Annotated in this window: 31 protein-coding genes and 3 tRNA genes; 12 read left to right on the forward strand and 22 right to left on the reverse strand. The window is 59.5% G+C overall.

What is annotated here, in order from left to right; genetic code table 11:
- Positions 1-8: 8 nt before the first annotated feature.
- From AC1RHV_RS10460 to AC1RHV_RS10470, 3 genes are read right to left on the reverse strand one after another with little or no spacing between them, the layout of a single operon-like run.
- A complete protein-coding gene (locus AC1RHV_RS10460) occupies positions 9-2,075 on the reverse strand; it encodes a phage terminase large subunit family protein (protein ID WP_310531372.1) in 2,067 nt (688 codons plus the stop codon).
- Positions 2,075-2,572, reverse strand: coding sequence for a terminase small subunit (locus AC1RHV_RS10465; protein WP_059374248.1), 498 nt, complete (start codon positions 2,570-2,572; stop codon positions 2,075-2,077). The genes AC1RHV_RS10460 and AC1RHV_RS10465 overlap by 1 nt, the downstream gene beginning before the upstream one ends.
- The gene (locus AC1RHV_RS10470) at positions 2,569-3,357 is read right to left on the reverse strand and encodes a hypothetical protein (RefSeq protein WP_310531369.1); all 789 of its coding nucleotides are present in this window, start codon (positions 3,355-3,357) and stop codon (positions 2,569-2,571) included. Before AC1RHV_RS10470 ends, AC1RHV_RS10465 begins: the two co-directional genes overlap by 4 nt.
- A gap of 316 nt (positions 3,358-3,673) precedes the next feature.
- On the opposite strand from AC1RHV_RS10470, the gene AC1RHV_RS10475 reads away from it, so the two are divergent.
- Entirely contained in the window at positions 3,674-3,940 is a 267-nt protein-coding gene (locus tag AC1RHV_RS10475; protein ID WP_175161013.1) for a BrnT family toxin, read from the forward strand.
- Positions 3,927-4,205 carry a BrnA antitoxin family protein gene (locus AC1RHV_RS10480; protein WP_175161015.1) on the forward strand — a complete coding sequence of 93 codons (279 nt, stop codon included), beginning with the start codon at positions 3,927-3,929 and terminating at the stop codon, positions 4,203-4,205. The genes AC1RHV_RS10475 and AC1RHV_RS10480 overlap by 14 nt, the downstream gene beginning before the upstream one ends.
- Before the next feature lie 4 nt (positions 4,206-4,209).
- Here AC1RHV_RS10480 and AC1RHV_RS10485 read toward each other — a convergent pair.
- From AC1RHV_RS10485 to AC1RHV_RS10495, 3 genes are all read right to left on the reverse strand, one after another.
- Positions 4,210-4,274 (reverse strand) — tRNA-Met (locus AC1RHV_RS10485).
- A 70-nt stretch (positions 4,275-4,344) separates the two neighbouring features.
- Entirely contained in the window at positions 4,345-4,539 is a 195-nt protein-coding gene (locus AC1RHV_RS10490; RefSeq protein WP_175161018.1) for a hypothetical protein, read from the reverse strand.
- 43 nt (positions 4,540-4,582) lie between these two features.
- Positions 4,583-4,870 (reverse strand): hypothetical protein, encoded by a 288-nt coding sequence (locus AC1RHV_RS10495; RefSeq protein WP_175161020.1) that lies wholly within the window; start codon positions 4,868-4,870, stop codon positions 4,583-4,585.
- A 112-nt stretch (positions 4,871-4,982) separates the two neighbouring features.
- Here AC1RHV_RS10495 and AC1RHV_RS10500 point away from each other — a divergent pair, with 112 nt between their 5' ends.
- Positions 4,983-5,315: a hypothetical protein gene (locus AC1RHV_RS10500; RefSeq protein ID WP_175161022.1), complete on the forward strand. Its 333-nt coding sequence runs from the start codon at positions 4,983-4,985 to the stop codon at positions 5,313-5,315.
- Positions 5,316-5,344: 29 nt separating this feature from the next.
- Here AC1RHV_RS10500 and AC1RHV_RS10505 read toward each other — a convergent pair.
- From AC1RHV_RS10505 to AC1RHV_RS10515, 3 genes are all read right to left on the reverse strand, one after another.
- A tRNA-Gly gene (locus AC1RHV_RS10505) sits at positions 5,345-5,417 on the reverse strand.
- Positions 5,418-5,489: 72 nt separating this feature from the next.
- Positions 5,490-5,834, reverse strand: a complete 345-nt coding sequence (locus AC1RHV_RS10510) for a hypothetical protein (protein WP_175161024.1) — start codon at positions 5,832-5,834, stop codon at positions 5,490-5,492.
- A 736-nt stretch (positions 5,835-6,570) separates the two neighbouring features.
- On the reverse strand, positions 6,571-6,777 hold the full coding sequence (locus tag AC1RHV_RS10515) for a cold-shock protein (RefSeq protein WP_054453614.1): 207 nt from the start codon (positions 6,775-6,777) through the stop codon (positions 6,571-6,573).
- Between the two features lie 437 nt (positions 6,778-7,214).
- On the opposite strand from AC1RHV_RS10515, the gene AC1RHV_RS10520 reads away from it, so the two are divergent.
- Positions 7,215-7,652, forward strand: coding sequence for a hypothetical protein (locus AC1RHV_RS10520; RefSeq protein WP_175161026.1), 438 nt, complete (start codon positions 7,215-7,217; stop codon positions 7,650-7,652).
- Positions 7,653-8,031: 379 nt separating this feature from the next.
- Here the strand turns inward: AC1RHV_RS10520 and AC1RHV_RS10525 are convergent, their stop codons facing one another.
- From AC1RHV_RS10525 to AC1RHV_RS10565, 9 genes are all read right to left on the reverse strand, one after another.
- Positions 8,032-8,391 carry a hypothetical protein gene (locus tag AC1RHV_RS10525; RefSeq protein WP_175161028.1) on the reverse strand — a complete coding sequence of 120 codons (360 nt, stop codon included), beginning with the start codon at positions 8,389-8,391 and terminating at the stop codon, positions 8,032-8,034.
- A gap of 14 nt (positions 8,392-8,405) precedes the next feature.
- Positions 8,406-8,900 (reverse strand): hypothetical protein, encoded by a 495-nt coding sequence (locus AC1RHV_RS10530; protein ID WP_492300664.1) that lies wholly within the window; start codon positions 8,898-8,900, stop codon positions 8,406-8,408.
- A 23-nt stretch (positions 8,901-8,923) separates the two neighbouring features.
- Positions 8,924-9,373 carry a VRR-NUC domain-containing protein gene (locus AC1RHV_RS10535; RefSeq protein WP_492300666.1) on the reverse strand — a complete coding sequence of 150 codons (450 nt, stop codon included), beginning with the start codon at positions 9,371-9,373 and terminating at the stop codon, positions 8,924-8,926.
- Positions 9,370-10,149: an ATP-binding protein gene (locus tag AC1RHV_RS10540; protein ID WP_492300668.1), complete on the reverse strand. Its 780-nt coding sequence runs from the start codon at positions 10,147-10,149 to the stop codon at positions 9,370-9,372. Before AC1RHV_RS10540 ends, AC1RHV_RS10535 begins: the two co-directional genes overlap by 4 nt.
- The gene (locus AC1RHV_RS10545) at positions 10,091-10,945 is read right to left on the reverse strand and encodes a replication protein (RefSeq protein ID WP_492300669.1); all 855 of its coding nucleotides are present in this window, start codon (positions 10,943-10,945) and stop codon (positions 10,091-10,093) included. The genes AC1RHV_RS10540 and AC1RHV_RS10545 overlap by 59 nt, the downstream gene beginning before the upstream one ends.
- Entirely contained in the window at positions 10,942-11,436 is a 495-nt protein-coding gene (locus AC1RHV_RS10550) for a nuclease domain-containing protein (RefSeq protein WP_492300671.1), read from the reverse strand. The genes AC1RHV_RS10545 and AC1RHV_RS10550 overlap by 4 nt, the downstream gene beginning before the upstream one ends.
- Positions 11,433-11,732 (reverse strand): hypothetical protein, encoded by a 300-nt coding sequence (locus AC1RHV_RS10555; RefSeq protein ID WP_492300672.1) that lies wholly within the window; start codon positions 11,730-11,732, stop codon positions 11,433-11,435. The genes AC1RHV_RS10550 and AC1RHV_RS10555 overlap by 4 nt, the downstream gene beginning before the upstream one ends.
- Entirely contained in the window at positions 11,725-11,874 is a 150-nt protein-coding gene (locus tag AC1RHV_RS10560) for a hypothetical protein (protein WP_492300674.1), read from the reverse strand. The genes AC1RHV_RS10555 and AC1RHV_RS10560 overlap by 8 nt, the downstream gene beginning before the upstream one ends.
- A 152-nt stretch (positions 11,875-12,026) precedes the next feature.
- Entirely contained in the window at positions 12,027-12,470 is a 444-nt protein-coding gene (locus tag AC1RHV_RS10565) for a phage regulatory CII family protein (protein ID WP_492300676.1), read from the reverse strand.
- A 257-nt stretch (positions 12,471-12,727) separates the two neighbouring features.
- On the opposite strand from AC1RHV_RS10565, the gene AC1RHV_RS10570 reads away from it, so the two are divergent.
- Together AC1RHV_RS10570 and AC1RHV_RS10575 are read left to right on the forward strand one after the other, a co-directional pair.
- A complete protein-coding gene (locus AC1RHV_RS10570; RefSeq protein ID WP_492300677.1) occupies positions 12,728-13,003 on the forward strand; it encodes a hypothetical protein in 276 nt (91 codons plus the stop codon).
- A gap of 287 nt (positions 13,004-13,290) precedes the next feature.
- Positions 13,291-13,776: a hypothetical protein gene (locus AC1RHV_RS10575; protein ID WP_175161048.1), complete on the forward strand. Its 486-nt coding sequence runs from the start codon at positions 13,291-13,293 to the stop codon at positions 13,774-13,776.
- 190 nt (positions 13,777-13,966) lie between these two features.
- Here AC1RHV_RS10575 and AC1RHV_RS10580 read toward each other — a convergent pair whose 3' ends face one another.
- Positions 13,967-14,206, reverse strand: coding sequence for a transcriptional regulator (locus AC1RHV_RS10580; RefSeq protein WP_492300678.1), 240 nt, complete (start codon positions 14,204-14,206; stop codon positions 13,967-13,969).
- 71 nt (positions 14,207-14,277) lie between these two features.
- Here AC1RHV_RS10580 and AC1RHV_RS10585 point away from each other — a divergent pair, with 71 nt between their 5' ends.
- Positions 14,278-15,303 (forward strand): S24 family peptidase, encoded by a 1,026-nt coding sequence (locus tag AC1RHV_RS10585; RefSeq protein WP_492300680.1) that lies wholly within the window; start codon positions 14,278-14,280, stop codon positions 15,301-15,303.
- Positions 15,304-15,651: 348 nt separating this feature from the next.
- On the opposite strand, the gene AC1RHV_RS10590 is transcribed toward AC1RHV_RS10585, so the two are convergent.
- Positions 15,652-17,106 carry an ATP-dependent nuclease gene (locus tag AC1RHV_RS10590; RefSeq protein ID WP_492300681.1) on the reverse strand — a complete coding sequence of 485 codons (1,455 nt, stop codon included), beginning with the start codon at positions 17,104-17,106 and terminating at the stop codon, positions 15,652-15,654.
- Positions 17,107-17,801: 695 nt separating this feature from the next.
- Between AC1RHV_RS10590 and AC1RHV_RS10595 the strand changes: the two genes are divergently transcribed.
- The 3 genes from AC1RHV_RS10595 (at position 17,802) to AC1RHV_RS10605 (ending at position 18,619) form a co-directional block, all read left to right on the forward strand.
- On the forward strand, positions 17,802-17,987 hold the full coding sequence (locus AC1RHV_RS10595; protein ID WP_486688643.1) for a hypothetical protein: 186 nt from the start codon (positions 17,802-17,804) through the stop codon (positions 17,985-17,987).
- Positions 17,988-17,997: 10 nt separating this feature from the next.
- The gene (locus tag AC1RHV_RS10600; RefSeq protein ID WP_492300683.1) at positions 17,998-18,183 is read left to right on the forward strand and encodes a hypothetical protein; all 186 of its coding nucleotides are present in this window, start codon (positions 17,998-18,000) and stop codon (positions 18,181-18,183) included.
- A gap of 316 nt (positions 18,184-18,499) precedes the next feature.
- A tRNA-OTHER gene (locus tag AC1RHV_RS10605) sits at positions 18,500-18,619 on the forward strand.
- Between the two features lie 1,327 nt (positions 18,620-19,946).
- Here AC1RHV_RS10605 and AC1RHV_RS10610 read toward each other — a convergent pair.
- Together AC1RHV_RS10610 and AC1RHV_RS10615 are read right to left on the reverse strand one after the other, a co-directional pair.
- On the reverse strand, positions 19,947-20,705 hold the full coding sequence (locus AC1RHV_RS10610; protein WP_492300685.1) for a methyltransferase domain-containing protein: 759 nt from the start codon (positions 20,703-20,705) through the stop codon (positions 19,947-19,949).
- Between the two features lie 303 nt (positions 20,706-21,008).
- A complete protein-coding gene (locus AC1RHV_RS10615; RefSeq protein WP_054451283.1) occupies positions 21,009-21,218 on the reverse strand; it encodes a cold-shock protein in 210 nt (69 codons plus the stop codon).
- 236 nt (positions 21,219-21,454) lie between these two features.
- On the opposite strand from AC1RHV_RS10615, the gene AC1RHV_RS10620 reads away from it, so the two are divergent.
- On the forward strand, positions 21,455-21,583 hold the full coding sequence (locus AC1RHV_RS10620; protein WP_279636129.1) for a hypothetical protein: 129 nt from the start codon (positions 21,455-21,457) through the stop codon (positions 21,581-21,583).
- Entirely contained in the window at positions 21,580-21,813 is a 234-nt protein-coding gene (locus AC1RHV_RS10625; RefSeq protein WP_125470243.1) for a hypothetical protein, read from the forward strand. The genes AC1RHV_RS10620 and AC1RHV_RS10625 overlap by 4 nt, the downstream gene beginning before the upstream one ends.
- Positions 21,814-21,857 lie beyond the last annotated feature (44 nt).

Genomic DNA, 21,857 nt, shown 5'->3' on the forward strand with positions numbered 1-21,857 from the left:
TCTGCGGCCTACCTGCGCCCCCGGAGGTAGCTGGAAGCCGCCACTCGCCGGCGCGCCGGCTTGACGGCCGGCCCGGCACGCGCCGCTGGCGCCGCTGGCGCGGCCTTCGCCGGGGCGGCCGGCCGCGTGGTTGATGGCGGCGGCGCGTCAGCCTCCTCGTCCCGCGGTGGCGGCACCGCATCAAGCTTTTCCGCCATGGCATCCCACCAAGCGTCCGACTTGCGAGAAAGGCCCAGATGCTCCGCCACCCATAGCGCATACACCGCGCAGTCCAGTGCTTCGACGCGCTTGCGCAGCGCCGTCCACAGCGTACGAACTCCGGTCGCCGTCTTGCGCGACACCCGCGCCTCGCCTGAGAACTGCCGGAACCATTCGTCCGACAAGTCCTCCGAAAGGTGGACATAGCCCGGGCCCGGCGTCTCGATAGCCAGGCGACTGTGCAGCAGATCCTTGGCCAGGTTCGTGCCGACGTGCCACAGGATCACGCCCTTCTTGATCCGCTTCCCTCGCCAGTCGATATCTACCTGGCCGGCGCCATCCTTGATGGCCTTCTCACCGAAGGGGCGACCGCGGACGGCAAAGACCCGGCGCGCCTTGTTGCGGCGCGCGAAATCGTAGACCGCATTCGAATGGTGGCCGCCGCTGTCAATGGCCGTGGCGTAGATACTCATCTGCTGGCCGCCTTCATGCTGGAAGCGCCGCTCGAACAGGTAAGCCGCCACGTTGGACCAGACCTCGTCCTCCGCCGGGTTCCCGTGGAATATCTGATGATCGACGGTCCACATTTCTCCGCCGCGACCGAATCCCCAGACGCCAACCTCCACCCGATTGCCCTGGGTGTCGCAACCTGCGAGCAACAACGAACAGCCCATAGGAACGAGGTTCTCGGCCAAGCCTGGAAGGCGATAGGCCTCGATCTCAGCGCGCCGCTTCAGCTCGTCCGCCTCGATCTTCTCGACCTCGCCCTCCCAGGCCTGGCCCAGGGTGGTGTTCCAGAAGGTCTTCAGCGGCTCGTCATCGCCCAGCTTTGCCTTGGCGTAGGCCTCCAGGAACTCACGGACCAGCTTGGCCCAGCTAACCATTGGGCTGTACGCAGTCCACACGTGGAAAGCGACGCGCCGATGAGCCGGTATTACCTCGCCAGCCGCGCTACGGAAAACTCCGTCGCGGTCGATGGTGGTGCCGTCCGAACCGCACCAGAATCCAGATTCCGATGCCTCCAGGTACTCGCTCTGGGTGATAAGGCAACCACAGTGCGGGCATAAGTGCTTCACCGATTCTGGATCGCCGTCGATCCACTTGAACCCGTGCGGTTCGTCCTTACCTCCCCAGGTCAGCGCATGATGCCCGTCGCAGTGGGGGCACGTGATGTGATAGTCATATCGCGCATCGGCGCCGGCTGCGCGCTTATCCATCAGGCAGGTCTCTTTCAGCTTGGGCGTGGACCCAACCACCATCTTCGGGAACGTGGCGCCCTCAAGACGCTTGGCCGCCAGCTGGCCGGGGTCGCCCTCACCGTCAATGTTCGAATCGAACGAACTGAACTCGTCCAAGAATGCGACACCGATAGACAGCCGTCGGTAGTTGTCGCCCGAACGACCGCCGCGAAGGTGCAGCACGCTGCCACGGAATTTCTTAACCAGGAGCGTGTTGTCCTTGTGACGCGCCAGGCGAGTCGGAAAGATCGGATGCATCGCCGTCACGTCGCGCAGCATCGGTTCCAGTTCGGTCTTGACGAACTCGTCGCGGGCGCTGTCCGTGGGCTGCCAAAGCGCCTGATTGCGCCGCTTATGCTCCGCGAAGTACCCAATGGCCGCCAGCAGGATCTTCGTGTAACCAACGCGGGCCGACTTGATTACGTCAACCTCGTGCACATCGTCGCTACCAACACAGGCAAGGATGGCACGCTGAAACGGCCAAGCCTCCCAACGCTGTTCGACATACGACGATTCAGCCGAAAGATAAAAGTTGCGCTCGGCCCACTCCCGCAACGTCATTGGCTCGGGAGTGGCGAAGGTTGCAAGCCCACGTCGCAGCGCGCGCGCGACCGCGGCGCGATTGGACTCTATGAGCATTACTCACCCTCGTTCTCTTCGTCAGCCTCCAGATCCTCCAGCGACAGGGATGCAATTGCGTTGCGAGCCCTTGCAAGCTCGCGGCGCACAATCGTCAGATCCGCATCAGTCAGATTCGGCAGCCGGCGCTTCAGTGCCGTGGGAATAGCATCCATAGCCGCGCTTACCTTCGTGCCCGCCCGAGTCAAGACCTCCTCCAGCACGCTGACGGGCGCAAGCTCGCCGCGGGCAACCGAGTTCTCCATCTCGATCTTGTCGGCCTGTGCCGCATATAGCCGCGCCTTTTCCTCCGCAGGATCGAGCGTTCTTGTTTCCTCGCCGGCCTGGCGCCCTGCCGCTATGTCTCGAATGTGCCCACAGTAGGACAGCAGCCAGTTTCCCAGCGTATCGCCCGCGACCATGACGCCACGCATGAGCAAGCCGCTGACGGCAGGCTGCGTGATCCCGACCAGTTGCCCGAACCGGGCCTGGGTCGTCTTCTTGTCAAGGTCGATCATCTTGCAGTGGACAGGGCCAGATCTAAGGCGGTGGAAAATTCGGCGTCGTAGCGTTCGCCATAGACCGCCTCTGCCGTTTCGTAGAAGGGGAATCGCTGCGTATAGGTCGGCTGGGCCACCGCAAGCAGGACCGGCTTTACGTCCGCTCCGTGCGTTCCGGTCTTCCGCCATACCCCAGCAGGCAGATGCTGCTCACGATTTCCGGACATGGACCCCTTGCCGCGGGAAACGAAGTACTGCACGCCGTTGATGCGCCTGTAGCCTTCAGGCGACCGCCCCACCTTCGCAGTGCGTGCGCGGCTGCGCGGCGTGGAGTTCGCCCTGTAGCCTTGCTCGCCGAACGCCTGCAGGTACGACAACAGGCGCACGACCTGGCCGCGCGACATGTTGCCGTAGGCATCCATTTCCGCCGCTGCGGCCGGCACCGTAAACGCCCCCGTCGGAAGCCCTACTCTGGCAAGTGCGCGCTCGGACCGCTTCAGCCTGCGCCCACCGCCTAGAACCTGGGGCGGCAGATACTTGTCGGCGGAAATTCCCTTGCCGGCAGCGTCGCGGTAATCGACCGTGGCCACCAGATTGTCTTTGGTGGCCCGGACAAGTCGCAACGCCCGCATCGTGTACGGGGTCGGGCGATCAAAGACCTCTCCGGTGACCTGCGCCAGCGCATCGAGGACGTGTTGCCCGACCCGATTCAAGGCCAAGGCTGTCGCATATGGCAGCTGCCTCTGAACCTGGCCGTAGAAATCCACGCCCTCACGAATCGTAGAGTGGTGGCGCAGCTTCATGACGGTCTCAGATTTGTGCCCCTCACCGCCGAATCCGCGCGATGGATAGGTGGGCGAAATTATTATTACCCCCCTTAGCGCGCCCGTGACTAGCGAGCGTTCGGGGTTCGAATTACCCTTACCGCACCGATTTCCCTAGGGGCCCCCGGGGTTTCCCTGGAGCGCAGGTCCGTACGGCCATGAACTCCAGCGCCGAGCGCTCCTACGTCCCGCGCGTTATGCCATGCGTGCTGCCCTCGGTAGCGGGAGGGAACAGGGATAAACGTATGCACAAAAAGTCCTTGTGCATCAGACTTAACGTACATACAATAACTACATGGACATCACATTCGACCCCGCCAAAGACCTGAGCAACCAGCGCAAGCATGGCGTTTCATTGGCCGAAGCCGAAGAGTTCGAATGGGACGACGCCCTGGTGCGCGAAGACATGCGCCGTGAGTACGGTGAACGCCGCATGATCGCCCTGGGCTATATCGATGTGCGCCTGTACTGCGTGGTGTACGTGGATCGCAACAACGAACGACGCATCGTCAGTCTGCGCAAGGCAAATTCGAGAGAGGTGAATCTTTATGCCGAAGCTTAAGCCGGGGACGGTTGTCCCCACCCGTGAAGAAGATGAGGCCATTAACCGCGGAATCGCCGCTGACCCGGATACCTACGAACTCGGTGCCGCCGACCTGAAGCAGATGAAGAAAATCGGGCGCCCGAAGGCCGAGATAACGAAGGAGCGCATCACGATCCGGTTGTCGCCCGACGTGCTGGAGCGCTTCCGCTCAACAGGCACCGGCTGGCAAACGCGAGTTGACGCTGCGCTTCGGGACTGGCTGAAGACGCACGCGCCCCGTTGATGGTTGGCAGGATTCGATCCTGCGCCATCCGAGGGGTATGAACCCGACGCGCTACGACCACGCTACGCCGCGAAAAAGAAAAAACCCCGACCCGGGGGGGTATCCGTATCGGAGTTTTCGTTTGTGCGGGTGGAATGTGCTATTCGCCCACAAAATCATCGGTCGCTAATCGCTTAGACCCTAACCGGACCGCGTAGCCTGGGCCTTTTTCTTTCAAGTACGCGCTGGCCTGCTCTAAAGTCGGGAAAAACCCTGCGAGGTCCCACGGATCGTTCCGCAGCACTGCCCAGCCCTTGACCCATCCGGGGTTGTCTTCGTCCAGCTCGTAGTCCATTCTGGCCTCCTGTGTTCGGAGCCAGAATGATAGCTGGTGCGTGCTAACCATTCACCAGAGCGACTTCGACATTTGCGCCAGACTCGGGCCGACAAATCAGTTCAAAGTCCGACACCGGCCCGAATACAGTGTCAATCCAAACCGAAACCGTCCGTACATAGCCGGAAGTACGAACCTTGCCAATAAAGCGTTCCGTGTGGACCTTCACCCGCCGGTCGCCTGGCGCCAAAGCATACACATCAACATCCACAGACGCAGCTGCGCCGCTCATGCCGAGCAACTTGTCCACGCGCAATACGACTTGGTGTTTCACCTGGCAGATATCACTCATCGCGCTTCCAATGAAATAGCCCCGACCGGATCATCCGTATCGGGGCCTGTTTTTAATCAAGGTGCAATTCCTTGATGCCTATAATGTCGCCGATCTGTTTCAGGCATCAGTCATGATCGTTATAGAAACCAAAGACCCTGGCAGGCTGTGGCATAGCATCTGCTGTGCGGCCAGCGAACGCCGCTTCGAATCCTGGGAAAAACTCCCGGATGGGCGGCTCGCCCTCTTCGACTGGCCAACCCGGCATACGAAAATCTTTCTTTTGGCAAGTGCCAACGAACCGCGACAACGACTAACTCTGATCGAGTTTGACGGCAACGCTGCGCCCTCCGCCCACGAGCAAGTCCAAGCGCAACACGAGTTGGCAAGTCAGATCCAGGACTTGTTTTCTGTCGAAATCGACACTTGTGTAGTCACTGTGGCGACGACAGACAGTGTCGGCTAAACGTCAGTTGGGTCTGACTCTATAGAAACTGGAGCGAGCTGCGGGGATCGAACCCGCGTAAGAGGCTTGGAAGGCCGCAGCCTGACCACTCGCCAAGCCCGCAGAAATACAAAAACCCGCCGGCTTGCGCACGGCGGGTTTCATACACACCCTCGCTGTGCAAGCCCCCCCAGATCAGGGGAACTTCGACACGATGAATGCCACTTCATTGCGATGATTCGGATACCGCCCATTGACCAACTCAGCGAATTCTTGCTTGGTCATGCGATGGCGATACGTGTCGTGCAGCCAAATCAAAAACTGCTCTTCGTCGGCCTTGGTATCGATCGGTATGCGCTTGTAGTTGGGGTCAGCCTTGACCTGGTCCACCAACCTGTTGAACCACGCGTAGAACGGTTCGTCTTCCACAGCTGCCGTAGCGCGGGGATTCGTACTCGTCGCGCACCCCTGTATCGCCGGCACTGCCAGCACACACGCCAGCATGAACGCCCGGCCAAAGCCTCTAGCAGTCATTTTCATACTCGGATCTCCGTACTCATTCAGACAAGCAGAGACCATACCGTATATGTCCACAATGTTGAAAGCATGGGAATGTCAAAAAACAAAAACCCGCCTGCTTTCGCGTGGCGGGTTTGCATCAATCTCGATAGTGAAGGCAGGCAGACAATCAGCTGTCGCGTGTCAACCTGATCGTAATAACCTGTTCGACCAATCTCTCTGAGGCTGTTGGGCATTGCCTTTTCACTTCCGTCCCGGGGCATGCGCCAGACGCAAATTCCCCGGCGGACATCGCACTCATTTCAAGTGTTGCCCACTGGATAAGTTCATTTTTCTCTATCGCCTCTGCCATCTCGCGCAGCCGATTTGCCAGATCGTACCTGCTCATTTGCTGAATCGACATCGCGCCGCCTATCGATACACATGAAAAAACTACCGTCAGGCACACTGGCGAACGCGGCTCAGGAAGGCCGTACGTGAGCGTCGACCAAATAACGCCCATGATTTATGGCGGCATCTACCGCCATTACTGGGCTTGAAACAAACCCTCCTGAGGCAAAAAGCGGTACTACTTGTGGTTCGTTCAGCTCATGTTGGTCCGAAACGGCACCCAACGCCACAGTTGCGGTAAAAGCGGGCCGACGACTGCCTCCAACCGATATGCGAGAGACACTAGCTGTCAGTCGATAACCTTTATAGACCATGTTGTTATGGAACATTAGTCCTCCCTGTCCGTTCATCAGTCCAGGACTGTTGTTCACAACGCGCGAATTTGCGTTGCATGCGGGCCCTTAGCCCCTTGCGCTGTGACGTAACTCACGCGTTGATTCTCGACCAAAACTTTGTGGCCATCACCGCTGACGATTTCAGAGAAATGGGCAAATAGGTCCTTGCCACCATCCTCAGGCATGATGAACCCAAAGCCCTTTGCGTCATTGAACCACTTAACAATTCCGGTTTCCATTCTTCGACTCCTTACATAGCGGGCACCGCCCGAAAAGGGAGCTAGTCAAGGAAAGGACTACGAACAATGAAGCACCCTGAAGGGCGCAAAACCGACCGGAAATCGCGATGCTCGAAAAGCCGCTAACTCACTATGGGTGCGCAATCTTCGAAAGTCAACCTACGTTTCCAAATAGCACCAAACAACGGTGGGGGCCCTTGGAGAGGCAGGCCAATCTTGCATCGTGCAACACCTAGCCGAGTTTTGTGTAACGACCTTCCATTGATTCAATCTGCGAGTGACAAGTGGCGTACCCTGCCCATTTGGCGATTGGATGTGCGTCACCACGCCGTCTTGCCATTTAGGAGTGCAAGCATGCATCGAGTACAACGCCCGCCGAATCCACCTGCCCTGCTCAACCGGCAAAAGGCAATGTTCGCAAAATTAGCGACGACCAGGTGAGAGCGATCAGAAGGTCCATTGCTAAATTCGCGCATGCTTTTGTCAGGCGCCTCCCGCCGACCTCGCCGCAAAGTGCGAAAAGAGACCGGAATATTGGAACGAAGCCAACTCACGCAGCCATTTCTTCACCATGGCGCATCTATCGCATCTACGCTCGCCCAGGCCATCTGCTGATTCGCAACGAGCAAGGCCAAATACTCGACCTGGGGGTCATGAAGGGCCAAATGCCCAACCTCACCTATCGACTTTTCATCGGTGGATTGAGCGGCAGGAACTTCGCGAATCGCACCCAATTGCTCGATGATGTAGCTCGCCGCATCCAAGCTGGCGAAGTTGGCAGAGAATTGCTTTCTCTTCCTCAGTGGGAAAAAGCACCTGGAGCTGATTTAGATCGTGGCACGCATGTGGACGTGTCCATGAGGGTTAAGCGTTGAAGCACTATCTCGTCACACCCGGGGGTCCGGTGAAAAAGAAGCAAGAAAAAACCCGCCTGCTTTCGCATGGCGGGCTATCAGGCGCGTTTCGTGCGGGCGCACCTGTGGACGGACGAATTGTCCCAAATTACGTCCCACTTCGCGAGGACTTCATGTCCCACTTTTCCAGCGATAGCACAACGAGTTTCGCACTCCACTCCTGGTTGGCCGGCGCAGGATTTGACCCGCATCAGCCAATTGGGCCAAGACTCGGATAACGGCCTTGCGATCACGCTCGCGCTCGCGCGGAGCCAATTCTCGCGCCCCCGTAGCATGGCGCACAAGTTCGATCATCTTGAAATCTCGCCCCGGGTAGGCCGCCATCAAGCCGATAATTTCCTTAGCAAACTTCACGTTTCACCTTGTCTTTGAAAAGCCCCAGATACAGCCTGTATTCGGTGGCCGAAATTGCCTTGCCCGTCACCTGGGCAATCCAGCGCAGGGCCGCCGTGCGCCGCTGGTGCGCATCTAGCCCTGCGAACCGTTCATGACGCTGCGGATACTCCGCGATGATGATCATGCGTTCGACAAGAGGCAGCGCCTGATGCAGACGCTCAACCGCCATCGCATGACCCATCTCGATCGGGTGGTAGTCCTCAGTCGCCGGCTCGTACCACGCCATGTTTCCGACCGATGCGCCGGACCAGCACCAGCGCGCCCAGTTCCACAAAACGGCGTTAGCGTCGAATCGCTCAACCATTGCGCCTCCGAGCCTTAGCCCAGCTCCTTGAGGAGCGTCGCAATCTGCTTGACCTTGGCCAACTCTTTCGCATCCGCTGCCGCGCGCTCCTCGATCATGATTGCGGCCTGGTCGATTTCTTCGGCCAACGCCCCCAGCCCAGCCATAACCGTCCGAACCTTTTCGGCGATCATCGCCAGCACGTCCATGGGCGCCGCTTGCTTTGCGCCCCCGGGCATTTCGATGGGTGCCTTGCCGTGGGAGTTGTTGCTTATCATCTGCTGCCCCTGATTCGTCATTGTCAATTTTTCCTTCACCTCAATGCGCCGGAACGACCCCGGCACAACCTCTTTGATCAAACCCGCCTCCTTCAGCCTCCCCAGGCATCCGCGCATGGTGTGTATGTCCGGGGATGCGCCCGTGGTCTCCTTCATGGCCTGGGCAATCCGCAACGCGGTAAAGGCGGTGGTGCGCTCAGCCGGCAAGACTGCATAGATCTTCTGAGCCAGCGCCGTCTGTCCTGTCAGCAAGGCCGCATTTCGTCCCGGGGTCATCAAATCACCCCCGAGGAGAAAGGCACTTTCGGATTCAGGTAGTCCAACAGCACAATCCGCGCTTGATCGAAGCTCCGGCACACCTCGACGCGATAGCCGGCGCTCTCCAGGAACTCCCCCCAATCCTTTTGCGCCTTGCTGAGGGTGCCCGTGGCCGTCTTCATCTCGATCCAGAGCCCAGGCCGACCGTAGCGCGGCACGGGCAGGAACAGATCGGGCACGCCCGCTTTCACGCCCTGCCCCTTCAGCTTGGCCGCTACAGCCGCGTGCCGCTGGCCGCCGTTGGGGACATGGAAGAGGCGCGCAAGCTCCGGGTATACGCCGGCCTGAAGGGTCGCCCACCTGATCACCTGGGCCTGGATGGTGTCTTCGCTCGGGCCAGCGAGCTTTGCCGCACCGATGGACGCGCGCGGCGAGCGCTTGGCGCCAGTAGTCGGCCAGGGCTTCATGCGTGCGCCCCCCGGTGGCTGTCCCAGTCAAAGATGACCATGCGCCCGCCGCCTTCGCGCATCCGGTCAATGACGCGCTCGCCCAGCTCCGCCCCCAGCTTGTCCTTTGCCAAGTTGCTCAGCATGATGGTGGGCTTCATCGCGTTGTAGCGGTTGTTGATGACGTTCGTCAGGATCATCCGCTCGGTGTCGGATCCGTACTGGTTTCCGATCTCGTCCAGCACCAGCAGGTCGGGCGCCGTCAGCTTCTCCAACACCGCGGCCTCGGTGCTGGCCGCGTCCCGGCGATACGTGCTTTTCACTGCCTGCATGGCGTCCAGCACCACGGCAAAGCGCGCCGAATAACCGGCCTCCAGCACCTGATGCATGATCCCCACGGCCAAATGGGTCTTTCCCGTTCCCGGAGTGCCGCAGAAGATCAGCCCGCGGCCTGCGGCCCGCGCAGTGGCGAAGCTATCGGCGTACTCGGTCGCCACACGCAGTGCGCGCCCCTGGCCTTCGTTCAAGGCGTCGTAGTTATCCAGCGTCTTGCCGTGATAGCGCAAGGGCACCTCAGCCTGGCGCATGATGGTCAGGCGGCTGGCTTCGGCCTCCAGGCGGAAGCGCTCGGCCTGCTGGCGCTTGGCATTGCACATCGTGCAGTCCGACCAGCCTACCGGCGTCTTCATCGCGGTATACGCCCCATGCTCGGAGCAATGCCGCTCCTCCGTGGCGAAGTTAAAACCGGCCATCGTCGTCAACACCATGCCGGTAGTCCTGGCTGCTGAAGTTTCCATGGATCTTTGCTCCTTTCGCGGGGCGGCGCTGGTCCGCCCCTGGGGTTGTTGCCTTTGTCTGGTCACCGGCCAGCCAGTTGACGATGAATGCGGAGATGCCCCGGCGCGTCTTGCGGTTCGCAGGTTTGGCTGTGCACCACACCCGCATCCGCTTCAACGCCCCCGGCACATCGACCTGAGGAAAAGCCGCGCTCCACTCCGCGAGCTGGACATCGGAGGGCAAAAACTCGGAGCCGTCTTGCAGCGGAAGCTGAACGACGGGAGGCGGAGCATTGCCGTCTTCGGCGCCAAGCAGCGCAAGCTGGTCGGCGCAAGAATCTGCGTCAGCAGATTCCTTTTGTTGGTTGTCTTTTGGAAGGTTGTCTTTTGTGTGTCCGAATTTCGGACTAGCGACCTGTCCGAGATTCGGACTAGTAGTTCCACTAGTCCGAGATTCGTTCACCTGTCCGGATTTCGGACTATCAAGCCACTGCGAATAGTCCTTGTTGATGCCCACGATGGAGCCGTACTTGCCCGGCCGCTTGTGGATGACCCGCATCCCCGCAAGCTCATTCAGCGCCGTGGTGATGTGCTGGCGCTTCATGTCGCCCAGCAAGGCGCCCAGCTGCGAGGCGGAAAGGTCGTCTTCCTTCTTGTTGAATCCATAGGTCTTGCGGATAAGCGCCAGCAACACGCGCAGCGTGGTCTGCTTGAACGGATGCGCAGTGATCGCCTCCAGCAGCTCGTTGGAAATCTGCGTGTGGCCCTCCTCAAGCTGGGGAGATTTCGGCGTCATCTTCAAGACTACGGCGCTCATGCCGCCTCCCCATATAGCTGCTGATACCCGCGCTCGGCTTCCTCGGGCCATTTGCCCATGGCAACGATCCGCAGCCGCGTAAGCCGCAAGCCCGGGATGAAATAGGACAGCTTCATTTCCAGCGGCGCCATGGACTGGTCAATGAACCAGTGGCATGCGCTACAACCGAAGGCAATAGCCCAGTCGTGGGCCTTGATTCCCTTCCCTTTGCCGTCCCGCAGGCGGTTGGAATGGCAGGCGACTGTGGCGTCCGTGCCGCCCTGGCAGTACTTGGGAACGCGCAGCAAGCATTCCTCGCCCTTGGCAAGCGCCAGCAGCTCCGGGTTGCGATACACGGTCTTGGGCGGCTTCTTGCCCTTCTTGCGCGCCTTCATGGCGGCCCGCGGCGGCGCCATCGGCTTGGCCCGCATCATCGGGGTCTTGGCCTTCAACGGCGCGCCGCGCTTCATTGGGCTTTTCTGACGCAGGGGCGTCTTGCGATTCAAGGTCATGCCGCACCCCGCTGCTTTCGGACACGCGACCAGTGCGAGAACTTCCAGCCGTTCATGTGGCGTCTGACCAGGCCGGCGCGCACGGCGTCGAACAAGAACGACTCCACCGCGGCAGCTGCAGCGTCATCCCGGGTGGTCCGCAGCCAGGGGCTAACCGCCACCATGGCAGGCGACACCATGGCTCTCAGCGCGCTCACCTGAATCTGTCGCGGCGTGTCGATGATGGCCTGGCGGACCTCCTGCACCGTCTCCGGCGGCACGCGGTAGCCTCTGAACATGTGCAGACAGTCAGCCATAGATGCCGCTCCATTCGATGAACGGCTTGCGGACGGCCAGATAAAACAAGTTGGCCGCCTTGGCGTCGTGATCCAGGTCGGCACGGCTGGTGATGCCGCAAACGTCACGGACAAACTGCGCCGCGTGCTGTTTAGCTGTCACGCCCTGGGGGGCAGCGCCAACGCGGGCAACAACCCAGTCCTGGAACCGAGTGCTCCTGCAGAGTTGCTCGGCCGCACGCGCCCGCGCCCCCCCCTTGCGCTCCGTGGACGGGACTCGCGCCCGCACCGGAACACCCGAAGTGCCGCGCTGGATCATTTCTCGGCCATCCCGCTCAGACGGTTCGCAACGCTCGCCACCGCTTCCATGACGGTGCGGCCAGCCGCGGTGACGCGCGCCATCTCCTGCTGGTCCACACCGCCGTCGGCCAGGGCGTCGTACACCTCATGACCAAACTTGCCATGGGCGACCATCAGGCCGGCAACCTGCTCCAGCACCGAAATGTCGCTTTCGCCGCAGGACTCCGGGGCCTTGACCAGCAGATAGCCATTGCTATGCGCGAAGGCGGCCAAGATCCGAACATCACCCGTCATGCGGACAATACGATCCGCCTCGGCCAACGTCAGATGATGCGTGGTGTTGTTGGGGTTGACCTTGTTGCGCAGCACGGCCGCCGAAATGCCGACCAGCGGCCCCAGGGACTCGCTGCCGCCCTTGTACTCATGCACCGTCAGATCGGCCGCAGTGGTGATGTTCATTTCCTGATTTCCTGAACGTATCTATTGCTCAGCAGCGGCCTTACGATGCGCTGCATGGAAAAACGAATTGCGACCTACACGTCCAACGGCCCAATCTGCACCTTGTCGCTAGGCTTTGCCGGTGCCGCCGGCTGCGGTGCCGGCTGGGCCGGCGTCGTCGCGCTATCCATGCGCTCTCTCCTTAAAAACGGGTGGTCAGCCCCTTAGAATGGTTGCTCTCACACAAGACACTCGCCCCAATATGGAGAGGGCTGACCATGGAAAACAATTCAGATCCGAACTGGCTTTGGACCCAAGGCATGATTCACGCACTCAAGGTGGCAGTTACTGCGATTGCTGCAACTCACCCGGAGCGCGATCAATTGAAGGCGGCTCTTTCCGATCTGTATTCGTCATTGGCTGCCCAGAACAATCCAGTGTCTCGATCGCCGGAAGCCACGGACGGCTGGAACTCTGTTGTTCGGTCGCTTCAGTCGGTTCTCGGGGGATTCCCTGTCCTGACGGAATCGGGACAGTCGCGCCAAACGCCCTGATCTTTTCGTCGCAAAATGCGGCCAACTCATGCGCGAAAGTGAGCACGGATGCGCGATCTATCCGCTCTGCTGACGGCAGCCGTTCCGAACGGATCACGGCGCGGGCAGCCAGACGCACGCCGCCCTGTCGCGCCCCCGCCGCGATTCGCTCAACGGCTGGACGAATCAGCCACAGAACGAATCGGGCGTAGAGGCTATACATGGGAGGGCTCCTGGATATAAGCGGGCGGCTCCCGTTCGCTAAGATTTGCGACGCCAATCAACAAATCTTCTGAAAAGGGACTGCCATGGTGACTCTCAATCGAGAGACTCAACTGACTTGCCTTCAACGCCTGGCCGCGGAGTATCCGAACGAGGTAGACGTAGATTCCTGGGAAAACGAGTTGCCGGACTACTCGGTGAACCTTGCGTACTTGCACGAGCACGGCTTGATCAACGCAACCATCGTGCGCTCCATGTCCGGGCCTGCGCAGGTCGTTGCTGCCTGCATCACCGCGCACGGGATGGATTTCCTTGCCGACGATGGAGGCCTCGGTGCGATCCTCGGTGTGGTGACCGTGCGGCTCCATGACGACACCATCAAGGCCATGATTGAATCTACGATCCTTCAATCGGACCTCCCGCAGCCAGAAAAGAAGAAATGGATCGATCAGCTTCGATCGCTGCCCGCCGAGACCACAAAACACCTCGTACTGAAGCTCGTTGATAAGGGCCTGGAGTCAGGGCCGGCTGCACTCGCTGCAATCGGAACGCTGCTGGGGATACCCTCATAAAGAACGCGAACCCCGCCTCTGGACCCAGCTCGATCCAGAAACCGTCAACATCGGTCGCCACCTCCACCACGCACTGACCGTTGTGGAACACCAGGGACGTCGGATGAAGCTCAAGCGGCCGCGGTGGCTTAGTCATGGGAGGGCTCCTGATGGACGCAAAAACCAAAACACGGACTGCTAGGTATTGATGTCATGCCGCCCTCGCCTCACTAGCCATCTCAGGCCAAATTCGCTGCCAGTCCTCAGGACGCAGTTCGCGACGCGTAACAGCGCTGGCCGTGGCGAGTTCGATCGCGACCGCCCGCTCTGGGGAGATTGGAGCCTGCCCCGAAGCCATTTGCGACAGGTAGGAAGGCGAGATGGACAGCGCCTTGGCCAGGCCAGAGGCCGTGCCGCGGGGGCTGTTGGCGATGTAAGTTTTCAGGTCCATGCGCGGAGTTTAGTTTCCACTAAACCGCACGGTCAAGTGTTTACTAATTTAGTGACCTATAAACTTCGGCCATGAGCATTCAAGACATTCGGAGAGCGAACCTCCGCGCCTGGGTCCAGCAACATGGGGCCCCTGCCAAGGAGAAGAGCTACTTTTCACAAATCCTGTCCGGGACGTCACCCATCGGCGAGCGAGCCGCGCGCCGGCTTGAACGCGACTATCGGATGGGGGAAGGCTTCCTAGATGTTGAGAATGCGGCGAGTGTTGAAGTCGTGCTACAGCAGCCAGAAGTGTCTGCCGAGTCTGTATGGCCCTTTCGGTCGGTCCTCGAAGCTGATGTCCGAGCGTTGCCGGCCAATCAATTGAGCGAACTTGAAGGCGCCATAGCGCTTGCGATTGCCCAGTTGAAGCTTGGCCTCAAGGTTTCTACTGCCGCGTCTGCAGCGCAGTCTCCGGCCGCGACACCCATAAATCCTCCCAAGGCTGGCGGGCTCGTGGATATGGATACCGCGCACGATCCCTTCCCAATGGGTAGCCGCACCCCTATTCCGCAGGAAGGCGAACAGCGCGCCAGAATCAGAACCGAGACCGGCATCATGGCAAATGTAGGGGTGGGCGAACCACCCGCGGCCAACGATAAGTTCGAGAAGATTCCCGAGCTGGCGGACGTGCGCCTGGCGGCCGGCGACCCTATCGAGAACCATGCCGAAGAACAGACCGGCATGATCCAGTTCCGCAAGTCGTTCCTGAAGTCGGTGGGCGCGGACAACGGCAAGGCGCTGGTCGTGTATGCGAAAGGCGACAGTATGGAACCCGTCATCCGCGACGGAGCCGCCCTACTCGTCGTGCCGAACGAAAGCCTGACCCTGCGGGATCTAGCTGCGGGCGGCGTCTACGCCATCAACTATGACGGCAAGATGATCGTGAAAACGGTGACGAAGGAACGCCTATCAGGACGCTGGGTGGCTCGATCGTTCAACCCAACCTACGCCGATATCCCGCTGGAGAACGGCCATCCCGTCCGCGTGCTCGGCCAGGTCGTCTGGGCTGGCGCCAGGCTGCGGGATGATGAGGCGGGACAGTGGGTGCGGTCTTAAAGCCTGACGATACGAGGCGTATCAATGGCGACGTATAAGGACGTGCAAAACTGCTCCCGGATTCATTACGGTTGGGTTGCTCAAAGTTGCTGGATCGCACTTGCGAAGGAACTGATAGATGCCCCGCTTGGCCACTCGAAACGAGGCGAAAGCGATAGGGTGAAGCCGTGCCCGGAAGAAAAGCGCAAACAGGTCGTAGCGGCCATGCGTGCCGTCGGCCTCGTTTGACGAGCTGGCAGATCACGAAGGCTAGGAGGCTGCAAAACAGCTTGCAGCACTCCTTCCAGGGAGAGGATGGGGCGAGGCAGTTGTGTTGCCTCAAATTGACTGTGAGGGCCCGAGCCTGCCCTAGCTCGCCGCTATCAAAGCGTCCTCTATCGGCTGGCAAATTAACTTGGCTTCATCGGCATCCAGAAAGTCAATCGCCCAAACTGAACACATCGCCTGCCACACGTGGCCACTAGGAACTAGAAGCGTATTACCCACAGCACCAAGCCATTTGTGGTGATCTTCAATCAACATTGCGGCTTCGCACGCTTCGGCTACTGCCGAAAATTCACGGCCCAGTCTCTGGTACAACGTACCCCAATTGTTCGTTCGCAACGATTCAAAGACAACCCGTTCTGGCGCATCGTCCCCTGGTAGCAACGTGCATCCCCTCGATGGAGCGCTATCCCCATCCAAGAAGACACACGTCGGCCGACGGAACACTCTATTGACCGACATCTCGCCAAGCGATCGCCCGAGATTGGCCGCTCCAAACGGGGTGACATGGCAACGGCTCACCAGATGTGGCGCGCGCGCCGCGAGTATTTCCGTAAGCATTGCACGCGCCACCTCGTCCTCAACATACAACTCGCAATCTGGATGCCTCTCATCATCCATTGAGGTCATAGCAAAATTGGAACTGACTCCCGAAACCATCTGGCGCCCCACTCCGCGCCCCATAATGTACATCCTCGCCTCCATAGGAAGTTCTTCCAAGATAAAGGGAGAATGGGTGGTCACAATCACTTGAATTTGCCGTTCTCGGCACATTTCGGCCAGCGCGCGAATCAAGCGCCGCTGGGCTCTTGGGTGCAGTGATGTCTCAATTTCATCAATGATCAGCAATCCGTAATCGTTCACGTCCGCCTGCAAGAATTCGATCATCGTCGTTTCACCAGTGCCCTGGTGAAAGCCCGAATACGATCCGCGCTCATCCTCCAGAACCGGAACTTTGCGTTTCGCGTCAATGCTACTGAGCGCCATTTTGGCCGCTCGATACTGCCGCCCCATGATGCTAGATAAGCGCTCTACACGCTTCACATCGAATGCAGTCGCCGATGATTCTGTATGGGCCGATTTCGCAATCTTCGAATAGCCCGTGCGTGCTGACACGGGCTGAATGCGAGTCAAGTCCACATATTGCACATCGCGAATGGGACGTTCGTCGTTACCAAGCCATCGTGTAGTTGGCTTTCTAACCACGCCGGATCTCGACGGATTTCCCTCTCCTTCTCGGAAGGCGTACTTGATTTGGGCATTTCGATGGTCATCCCACGCAGTCTTCGGGAAGAAGTCCGAGGCGAATCGGGTGCTCTTCTTGTCACATCCACGATAGATGCTGGCAGCGGCCTGAATCACTGTGCTCTTTCCCGAGCCGTTCTCCCCAACTAGCGCGACTATTGGAAACTTGAAATCGACTCGCTGTCCTGCCCAACCTCGAATGTTATTGATTTCCAACGATTCCAACCGTTTCGGCCATCCTCCGCCGCTGTTCCACTTCGCCTGCAAGCGCCGCATTTCATTGCTCAAAGCCATTCTGCCCTCCTCGGTTAACTAGCGCCGCACCCGTTCTGGAGCGGGTGAACTCATTGATTAATTTTCCTACAGAAAAATTAATTGGCACTTTACGACGCTCTCGTTGCGATTGCAAGGCATCTTCAGGTCGTAGGCAGGCATCAACACGGTAGGGCGAACCTCGACCGGCTCCACCGACTTCGCAAAAATCTATTGCTGGTCATCACTACCTCTCGACGACTATCGTTCTGTCTCCATATTCCATGCCCGCCTTGAGCGGGCTTTTTTGCGCCGCCTGTTTAGTAAATACTTGACAATAAGTTTAGTGAACACTAATATTCACTTAACAACTGCAGCGCCAAACCCGCAGAACGCCTAGGCGGAAGCCAGCTAGTAGAGGGTCGGGAGCAGCACCAGCAATACCGCTCTTTAACAACCTGTCGCCGATGTTGCTCGCCCGCCAATGTGGGGCGTTCGTCCGGCTCAATCGCACCTGCGGGCATGGCCGCAGCTCTGCGCGGTGTCCCTGCCGTATCCAGTCCGCCAAAGCGCGGTCCACGGGTCAATAGGGTGAGGCGTAGACAGCCAAGAACAGAAACGGTCACGCCGGTTGGAATCCCGGCTCGCTTTACCGAACCGCTGAAAAGCGGGTTTCGGCCGGCGCTGCGAGTCAGCGCTTACCGAAGCCAACCAGCCCACCGGGCAAAGGAGAAATCATGGACACCAAGAATCAACGACTGACTTTCGCGCTGGCCGGTGAGTTGGTGAGCGATCACCGCCGGGCTCGGCGGATTTGGCGAGAAGCAATGCGGACCGGCAAGACGTGGCTTGTGCCGCAGGCTCGCAATGTCGCCATTCTGCTCAAGCGCGCCGCCCAGGCGCCTCAGCACCCCCAGCACTGAGGAAATGACCATGAAACAGAAGCAGTGGGCCGTGCATGTCGAGGCAATCGGCTACATCGGCAAAGTGACCGAAGCCAACGAAGAACTGGCGCGTGCCGCAGCGTTGAGCGCCTACGGTGAATGCGGCAATCGCGGCGGAAACTTCGCCACCTGGGCCATCTTCGAAGATGACGAATTCAGCGTGTCGCCCGTCTGACAGCCCCGGCTCATGCCCCGCGTGCGGGGTATCGGCAGGCGCTGTGCCTGGAAACCATGGAGAACGCCCATGTTTGGCGGTGACGATCCCGAAAACACCATCTTCAACCCGACGCGCAAACGGGGCCTCGGCCCCAGCTAAGCCGCGACGGTTCAATCCCTGAGTATGCGGGCGCAGAAAGCCGGGCGATATCGGCATGGGTCAAAAGTTGCCCGATGGCTGGAGGAGCACCCACCCTCTGTACGCCAGGAGACGGCGCCACACGCTAAGAAGGCAGTACCTAACCTGCGCCGGGTAAGCGCGCAGGGCCATCGTCGGGTCGGTAGCTCAGTGGACAGAGCGCACGGCGCACGGGAGGTTCGGCAATGCCAAGGGGTCGCGCCCCGAAGTATCCGAAGGCAGGCATGCCTCGCTGGTTCGAATCCAGCCCGACCCGATGATGGTGAGGCGCCTTCGGGCGCTCGTTCTTAGGAGCGCGGCGACGGCCGGCCCATCAACCAATTCGCCCGAAGCTTCGGCATGAGGGGTAGACCGCCGAGACATCCAGGCGGGCAGTCCGGTGGAAACCCGGCACCCTCCGGCTGCTCAGGCCGGCGCACCTCCAGCGGCACTCTGCCGTGCCGGGGTTCAACCTATGCGAAAGGCGCGCCCGGATGTTGGGGTGCGCCGACCTGATCAGCTGTACCCCTCCCTCCTCCTTCAAGGACTTCCCAATGTTCGCAATGCTCACGCACTCGATGCGCCAGTTCGGCGCGGCCTTGTTCAACGTCCTGCACGTGATCGCCAAGGCGAACCACTGGTGAGCCCCCTTTCCGGCAAGCGCTGTAGCCGGTTCTGTTTGGTCGCGTGCTTGAACTGATCACGCTCATTTCATTTGTTTCCCAACGACCCAACCCAAAAAAATGTGGCTGCGAATCTGTCGCCGGAATTAGAGCCTTCTTGGAAGTGGTTTAGTAACTCAGACAACTCGTGTTCGGACGCTGCTCCAAGTCTCAGCAGAAATTCATTCACGTCTATGCACTGCGCCGCCGCGGCTAGACGAGCAAATCGCCAGCATTCCAGAACCCATGCATCCTGAGCCTGAATTGCCGCCGCAGCATTGGCTGCAAGTCCGATCCGGGATAATGCGACGCGACAGCATTCATGCTCCGCGCCCACTCGCTCTAAACCGCGGCGAATGGCTGCTCCAAAACGACGATTCCAATCTTCCATATTGGCCCCCCCGGAGTCGTCGGATATCGTAGCTAACCTTTCAAGTATCTGCACCTAGAGGTCCGCCTGCATCTTCTAAAGCCACGATCCACAGAGCCCCGGTTAGGCGGATCGACGCAATGAAGATTCGCTATGAGAAGACTTCGCATTCCTAGAGTTCTGACAGCTCCCGTCCATACCCAGCCTGCGGGATATTGGCAGGCGCTGTTGCCTGCCCCCCCCTTTCCCTACTTGGAAGCCCCATGATCAAGTTTCTTGAAGCCCTGCTCGACATTCTCGCGCCCATTCTCAGCGTGCTGGACCGCGACGGAAAGCTGTAATCGCCACCCCGCCCCGTCTACCTGGGCGGCTACGGAGAGCGGGCCGGCGCCGCAACGTCATGGGTGCAATAGTGACTTTCCAACGTGAAGCGATGATCGGGCCATCCGGCCTGCTCGCCGCAGCCCACGACCGCGCAATCCGCGCAGATCCCCATGCTAACGACTGGATGTCGAGGCCCATTCACCAGCCAGAGGCGGACTACCGCTGCGTTACTTTGTTAGGTTAAATACTCAACTCGGGCGACTTGCCTCAAAAGTGATCATCCGAGCACCGTTGCGGGGAAGGCGTCCATGCTGGTAGTCACCCGACACCACTACATTCACAAATCCAGCTTCGCGCAATGCGCGAGCCAACTCGTCGACGCCCCACCAGCGCAAATGGAATAGGTCAAGTTCTGCCGATAGCAACGCTCCATCCCGCCAGTGTTCGTAGCGCAGATGATCAAGGGTTGTTTGTTTGATGTAATCAATCTCGGCCCGATGACTGGTCAGAGTCAGCAAATCGCCGCCGTCCACCGCCCAGCTGCGCACGGAGTTCGCCTCTCCAATGAGGCTCTCGATGGGATCAATATCTACGATCAGCCTGCCACCGGGCAGTAGATGATCCCAAAATCGCTTGAGCACGGCCATTGCCGAAACGGTCTCTGTAATCAACTGCAGCGACCCCGCCGGCATGACAATGCACGCGAAGCGTCGATCGTAGCTAAATTGTTCGAATGTTTGACAGGTCAGCGCGGGAGCAAGACCTCTACTGAGGCACTCCTGCCTACAGTAGTCGAGCATGTCTTGCGACGCGTCGAAACCTTCCATCGCTAGCCCCATCTCAAGCATCGGTATGAAGATCCGGCCATTGCCGACCGCAGGTTCCAAGATCGGGCCATCACATCCAGTCAGGCGCTGCCGATAAAATTCCAGATCGCCGAATGAGTGGCCAATGGGCTTATCTAGGTGATAGATCCAGGAAGCAAGTTTTCCGTACCTGTTGGGCATTTCTTCTCCATGTCAAGATGAGTAGGCTACCTTACGTGACTTGGACATGAATACAAACTTGGCGGCAGAAGACAAGGTCTTACTTGGAAGCAGAACGGTGGATCAAGCTTCGCTGAACCACGATCGAATCTCCAGACGGATGCCGATGAGGCGGGGAGGCGGCGCCATCCGTGTCTTTTCAACATCGGCAGTAGCATCAACAAATAACCGATCTGTCCGCCACAAACCAAAGGGCCGGATCCACTGTTTCAATGGACCCGGCCCCGTACCCGCAAGCAGCTTGCCTTAGGGCAAGCTGCCGAATTAAATCGCTTTGATCATCGTCGCCGTGGGGCCTTTTTGCCCTTGACCGGCCACGAAGGAGACGCGCTGGTTCTCTTCCAGAGATTTGTGGCCATCACCCTGAATTTCAGAGAAATGGGCGAAGAGGTCTTTGCCACCCAGCTCCGGCATGATAAAGCCGAAGCCCTTGTCGTTGTTAAACCACTTCACGATACCAGTTTCAATCTTCAATGTAAGTCCTAGATTTGCAGGGAAAATGTTCCCGCGGCCACTATCAATGATTAGCCGCTACAAAGATATAGCTGTTACGAATTAACACATTCCCTGAATCCCATTCCTCGTGGCTTCAGAGAGCGGGCCGGCGCCGCAACTTCACCGGCGCGAAAGTAACTTTCGTTCGATACCACTCACCGCTTTACCCGGCCTGCTCTCCGAAGCCCACCACCGCGCACACCGCGCAAATCCCCATGCCCTCAACTATCCCCGCCATCTGGTGGGGCCTGGCGCTACTCGCCCTGATGGCGGTGGCACTGGTCCCCATCGGCAACTACTTCATCCGCCGCTATGTCGCGGCCGATCCTTGGAGCCCCACATGAACACCATCAGCGCAAGCGCGCCCCCGGTGCGCATCCGCCCCCTGCAAGCCGTCGCGAAGGCCGGCCGCAAGCTGGGCAACTTGATCGCGCCTCGCGACCACGCCGGCCGCGGCAATTGGAGCAAAGACGCAGATATTCCGTGGCAGGCATGGCCTGGCGCCCTCGCCTTCGCAGCGTTCGTCCTCTTCGGCCCGCAGGCCCTGGGCTGGCTGCTGCGCCTCGTCCTATGAACGGCATCGAGTTCATCGTAAGGGACCGCAGCGGCTGGCGCCCG

It is taken from the genome of Achromobacter sp. GW823-FHT04E03 (assembly GCF_058796095.1).

Coding starts and splice junctions, on each gene's coding strand:
- AC1RHV_RS10625 (WP_125470243.1), top strand. CDS start 21,580: ATGAACACCATCAGCGCAAGCGCGCCCCCGGTGCGCATCCGCCCCCTG.
- AC1RHV_RS10620 (WP_279636129.1), top strand. CDS start 21,455: ATGCCCTCAACTATCCCCGCCATCTGGTGGGGCCTGGCGCTACTCGCC.
- AC1RHV_RS10610 (WP_492300685.1), bottom strand. CDS start 20,705: ATGCCCAACAGGTACGGAAAACTTGCTTCCTGGATCTATCACCTAGAT.
- AC1RHV_RS10585 (WP_492300680.1), top strand. CDS start 14,278: ATGAGCATTCAAGACATTCGGAGAGCGAACCTCCGCGCCTGGGTCCAG.
- AC1RHV_RS10480 (WP_175161015.1), top strand. CDS start 3,927: ATGCCGAAGCTTAAGCCGGGGACGGTTGTCCCCACCCGTGAAGAAGAT.
- AC1RHV_RS10535 (WP_492300666.1), bottom strand. CDS start 9,373: ATGAAGCCCTGGCCGACTACTGGCGCCAAGCGCTCGCCGCGCGCGTCC.
- AC1RHV_RS10490 (WP_175161018.1), bottom strand. CDS start 4,539: ATGGACTACGAGCTGGACGAAGACAACCCCGGATGGGTCAAGGGCTGG.
- AC1RHV_RS10580 (WP_492300678.1), bottom strand. CDS start 14,206: ATGGACCTGAAAACTTACATCGCCAACAGCCCCCGCGGCACGGCCTCT.
- AC1RHV_RS10545 (WP_492300669.1), bottom strand. CDS start 10,945: ATGAGCGCCGTAGTCTTGAAGATGACGCCGAAATCTCCCCAGCTTGAG.
- AC1RHV_RS10495 (WP_175161020.1), bottom strand. CDS start 4,870: ATGAGTGATATCTGCCAGGTGAAACACCAAGTCGTATTGCGCGTGGAC.
- AC1RHV_RS10590 (WP_492300681.1), bottom strand. CDS start 17,106: ATGGCTTTGAGCAATGAAATGCGGCGCTTGCAGGCGAAGTGGAACAGC.
- AC1RHV_RS10475 (WP_175161013.1), top strand. CDS start 3,674: ATGGACATCACATTCGACCCCGCCAAAGACCTGAGCAACCAGCGCAAG.
- AC1RHV_RS10525 (WP_175161028.1), bottom strand. CDS start 8,391: ATGGTTGAGCGATTCGACGCTAACGCCGTTTTGTGGAACTGGGCGCGC.
- AC1RHV_RS10500 (WP_175161022.1), top strand. CDS start 4,983: ATGATCGTTATAGAAACCAAAGACCCTGGCAGGCTGTGGCATAGCATC.
- AC1RHV_RS10470 (WP_310531369.1), bottom strand. CDS start 3,357: ATGAAGCTGCGCCACCACTCTACGATTCGTGAGGGCGTGGATTTCTAC.
- AC1RHV_RS10540 (WP_492300668.1), bottom strand. CDS start 10,149: ATGGAAACTTCAGCAGCCAGGACTACCGGCATGGTGTTGACGACGATG.
- AC1RHV_RS10570 (WP_492300677.1), top strand. CDS start 12,728: ATGGAAAACAATTCAGATCCGAACTGGCTTTGGACCCAAGGCATGATT.
- AC1RHV_RS10575 (WP_175161048.1), top strand. CDS start 13,291: ATGGTGACTCTCAATCGAGAGACTCAACTGACTTGCCTTCAACGCCTG.
- AC1RHV_RS10565 (WP_492300676.1), bottom strand. CDS start 12,470: ATGAACATCACCACTGCGGCCGATCTGACGGTGCATGAGTACAAGGGC.
- AC1RHV_RS10515 (WP_054453614.1), bottom strand. CDS start 6,777: ATGGAAACCGGAATTGTTAAGTGGTTCAATGACGCAAAGGGCTTTGGG.
- AC1RHV_RS10460 (WP_310531372.1), bottom strand. CDS start 2,075: ATGCTCATAGAGTCCAATCGCGCCGCGGTCGCGCGCGCGCTGCGACGT.
- AC1RHV_RS10550 (WP_492300671.1), bottom strand. CDS start 11,436: ATGACCTTGAATCGCAAGACGCCCCTGCGTCAGAAAAGCCCAATGAAG.
- AC1RHV_RS10510 (WP_175161024.1), bottom strand. CDS start 5,834: ATGAAAATGACTGCTAGAGGCTTTGGCCGGGCGTTCATGCTGGCGTGT.
- AC1RHV_RS10595 (WP_486688643.1), top strand. CDS start 17,802: ATGGACACCAAGAATCAACGACTGACTTTCGCGCTGGCCGGTGAGTTG.
- AC1RHV_RS10555 (WP_492300672.1), bottom strand. CDS start 11,732: ATGGCTGACTGTCTGCACATGTTCAGAGGCTACCGCGTGCCGCCGGAG.
- AC1RHV_RS10465 (WP_059374248.1), bottom strand. CDS start 2,572: ATGATCGACCTTGACAAGAAGACGACCCAGGCCCGGTTCGGGCAACTG.
- AC1RHV_RS10600 (WP_492300683.1), top strand. CDS start 17,998: ATGAAACAGAAGCAGTGGGCCGTGCATGTCGAGGCAATCGGCTACATC.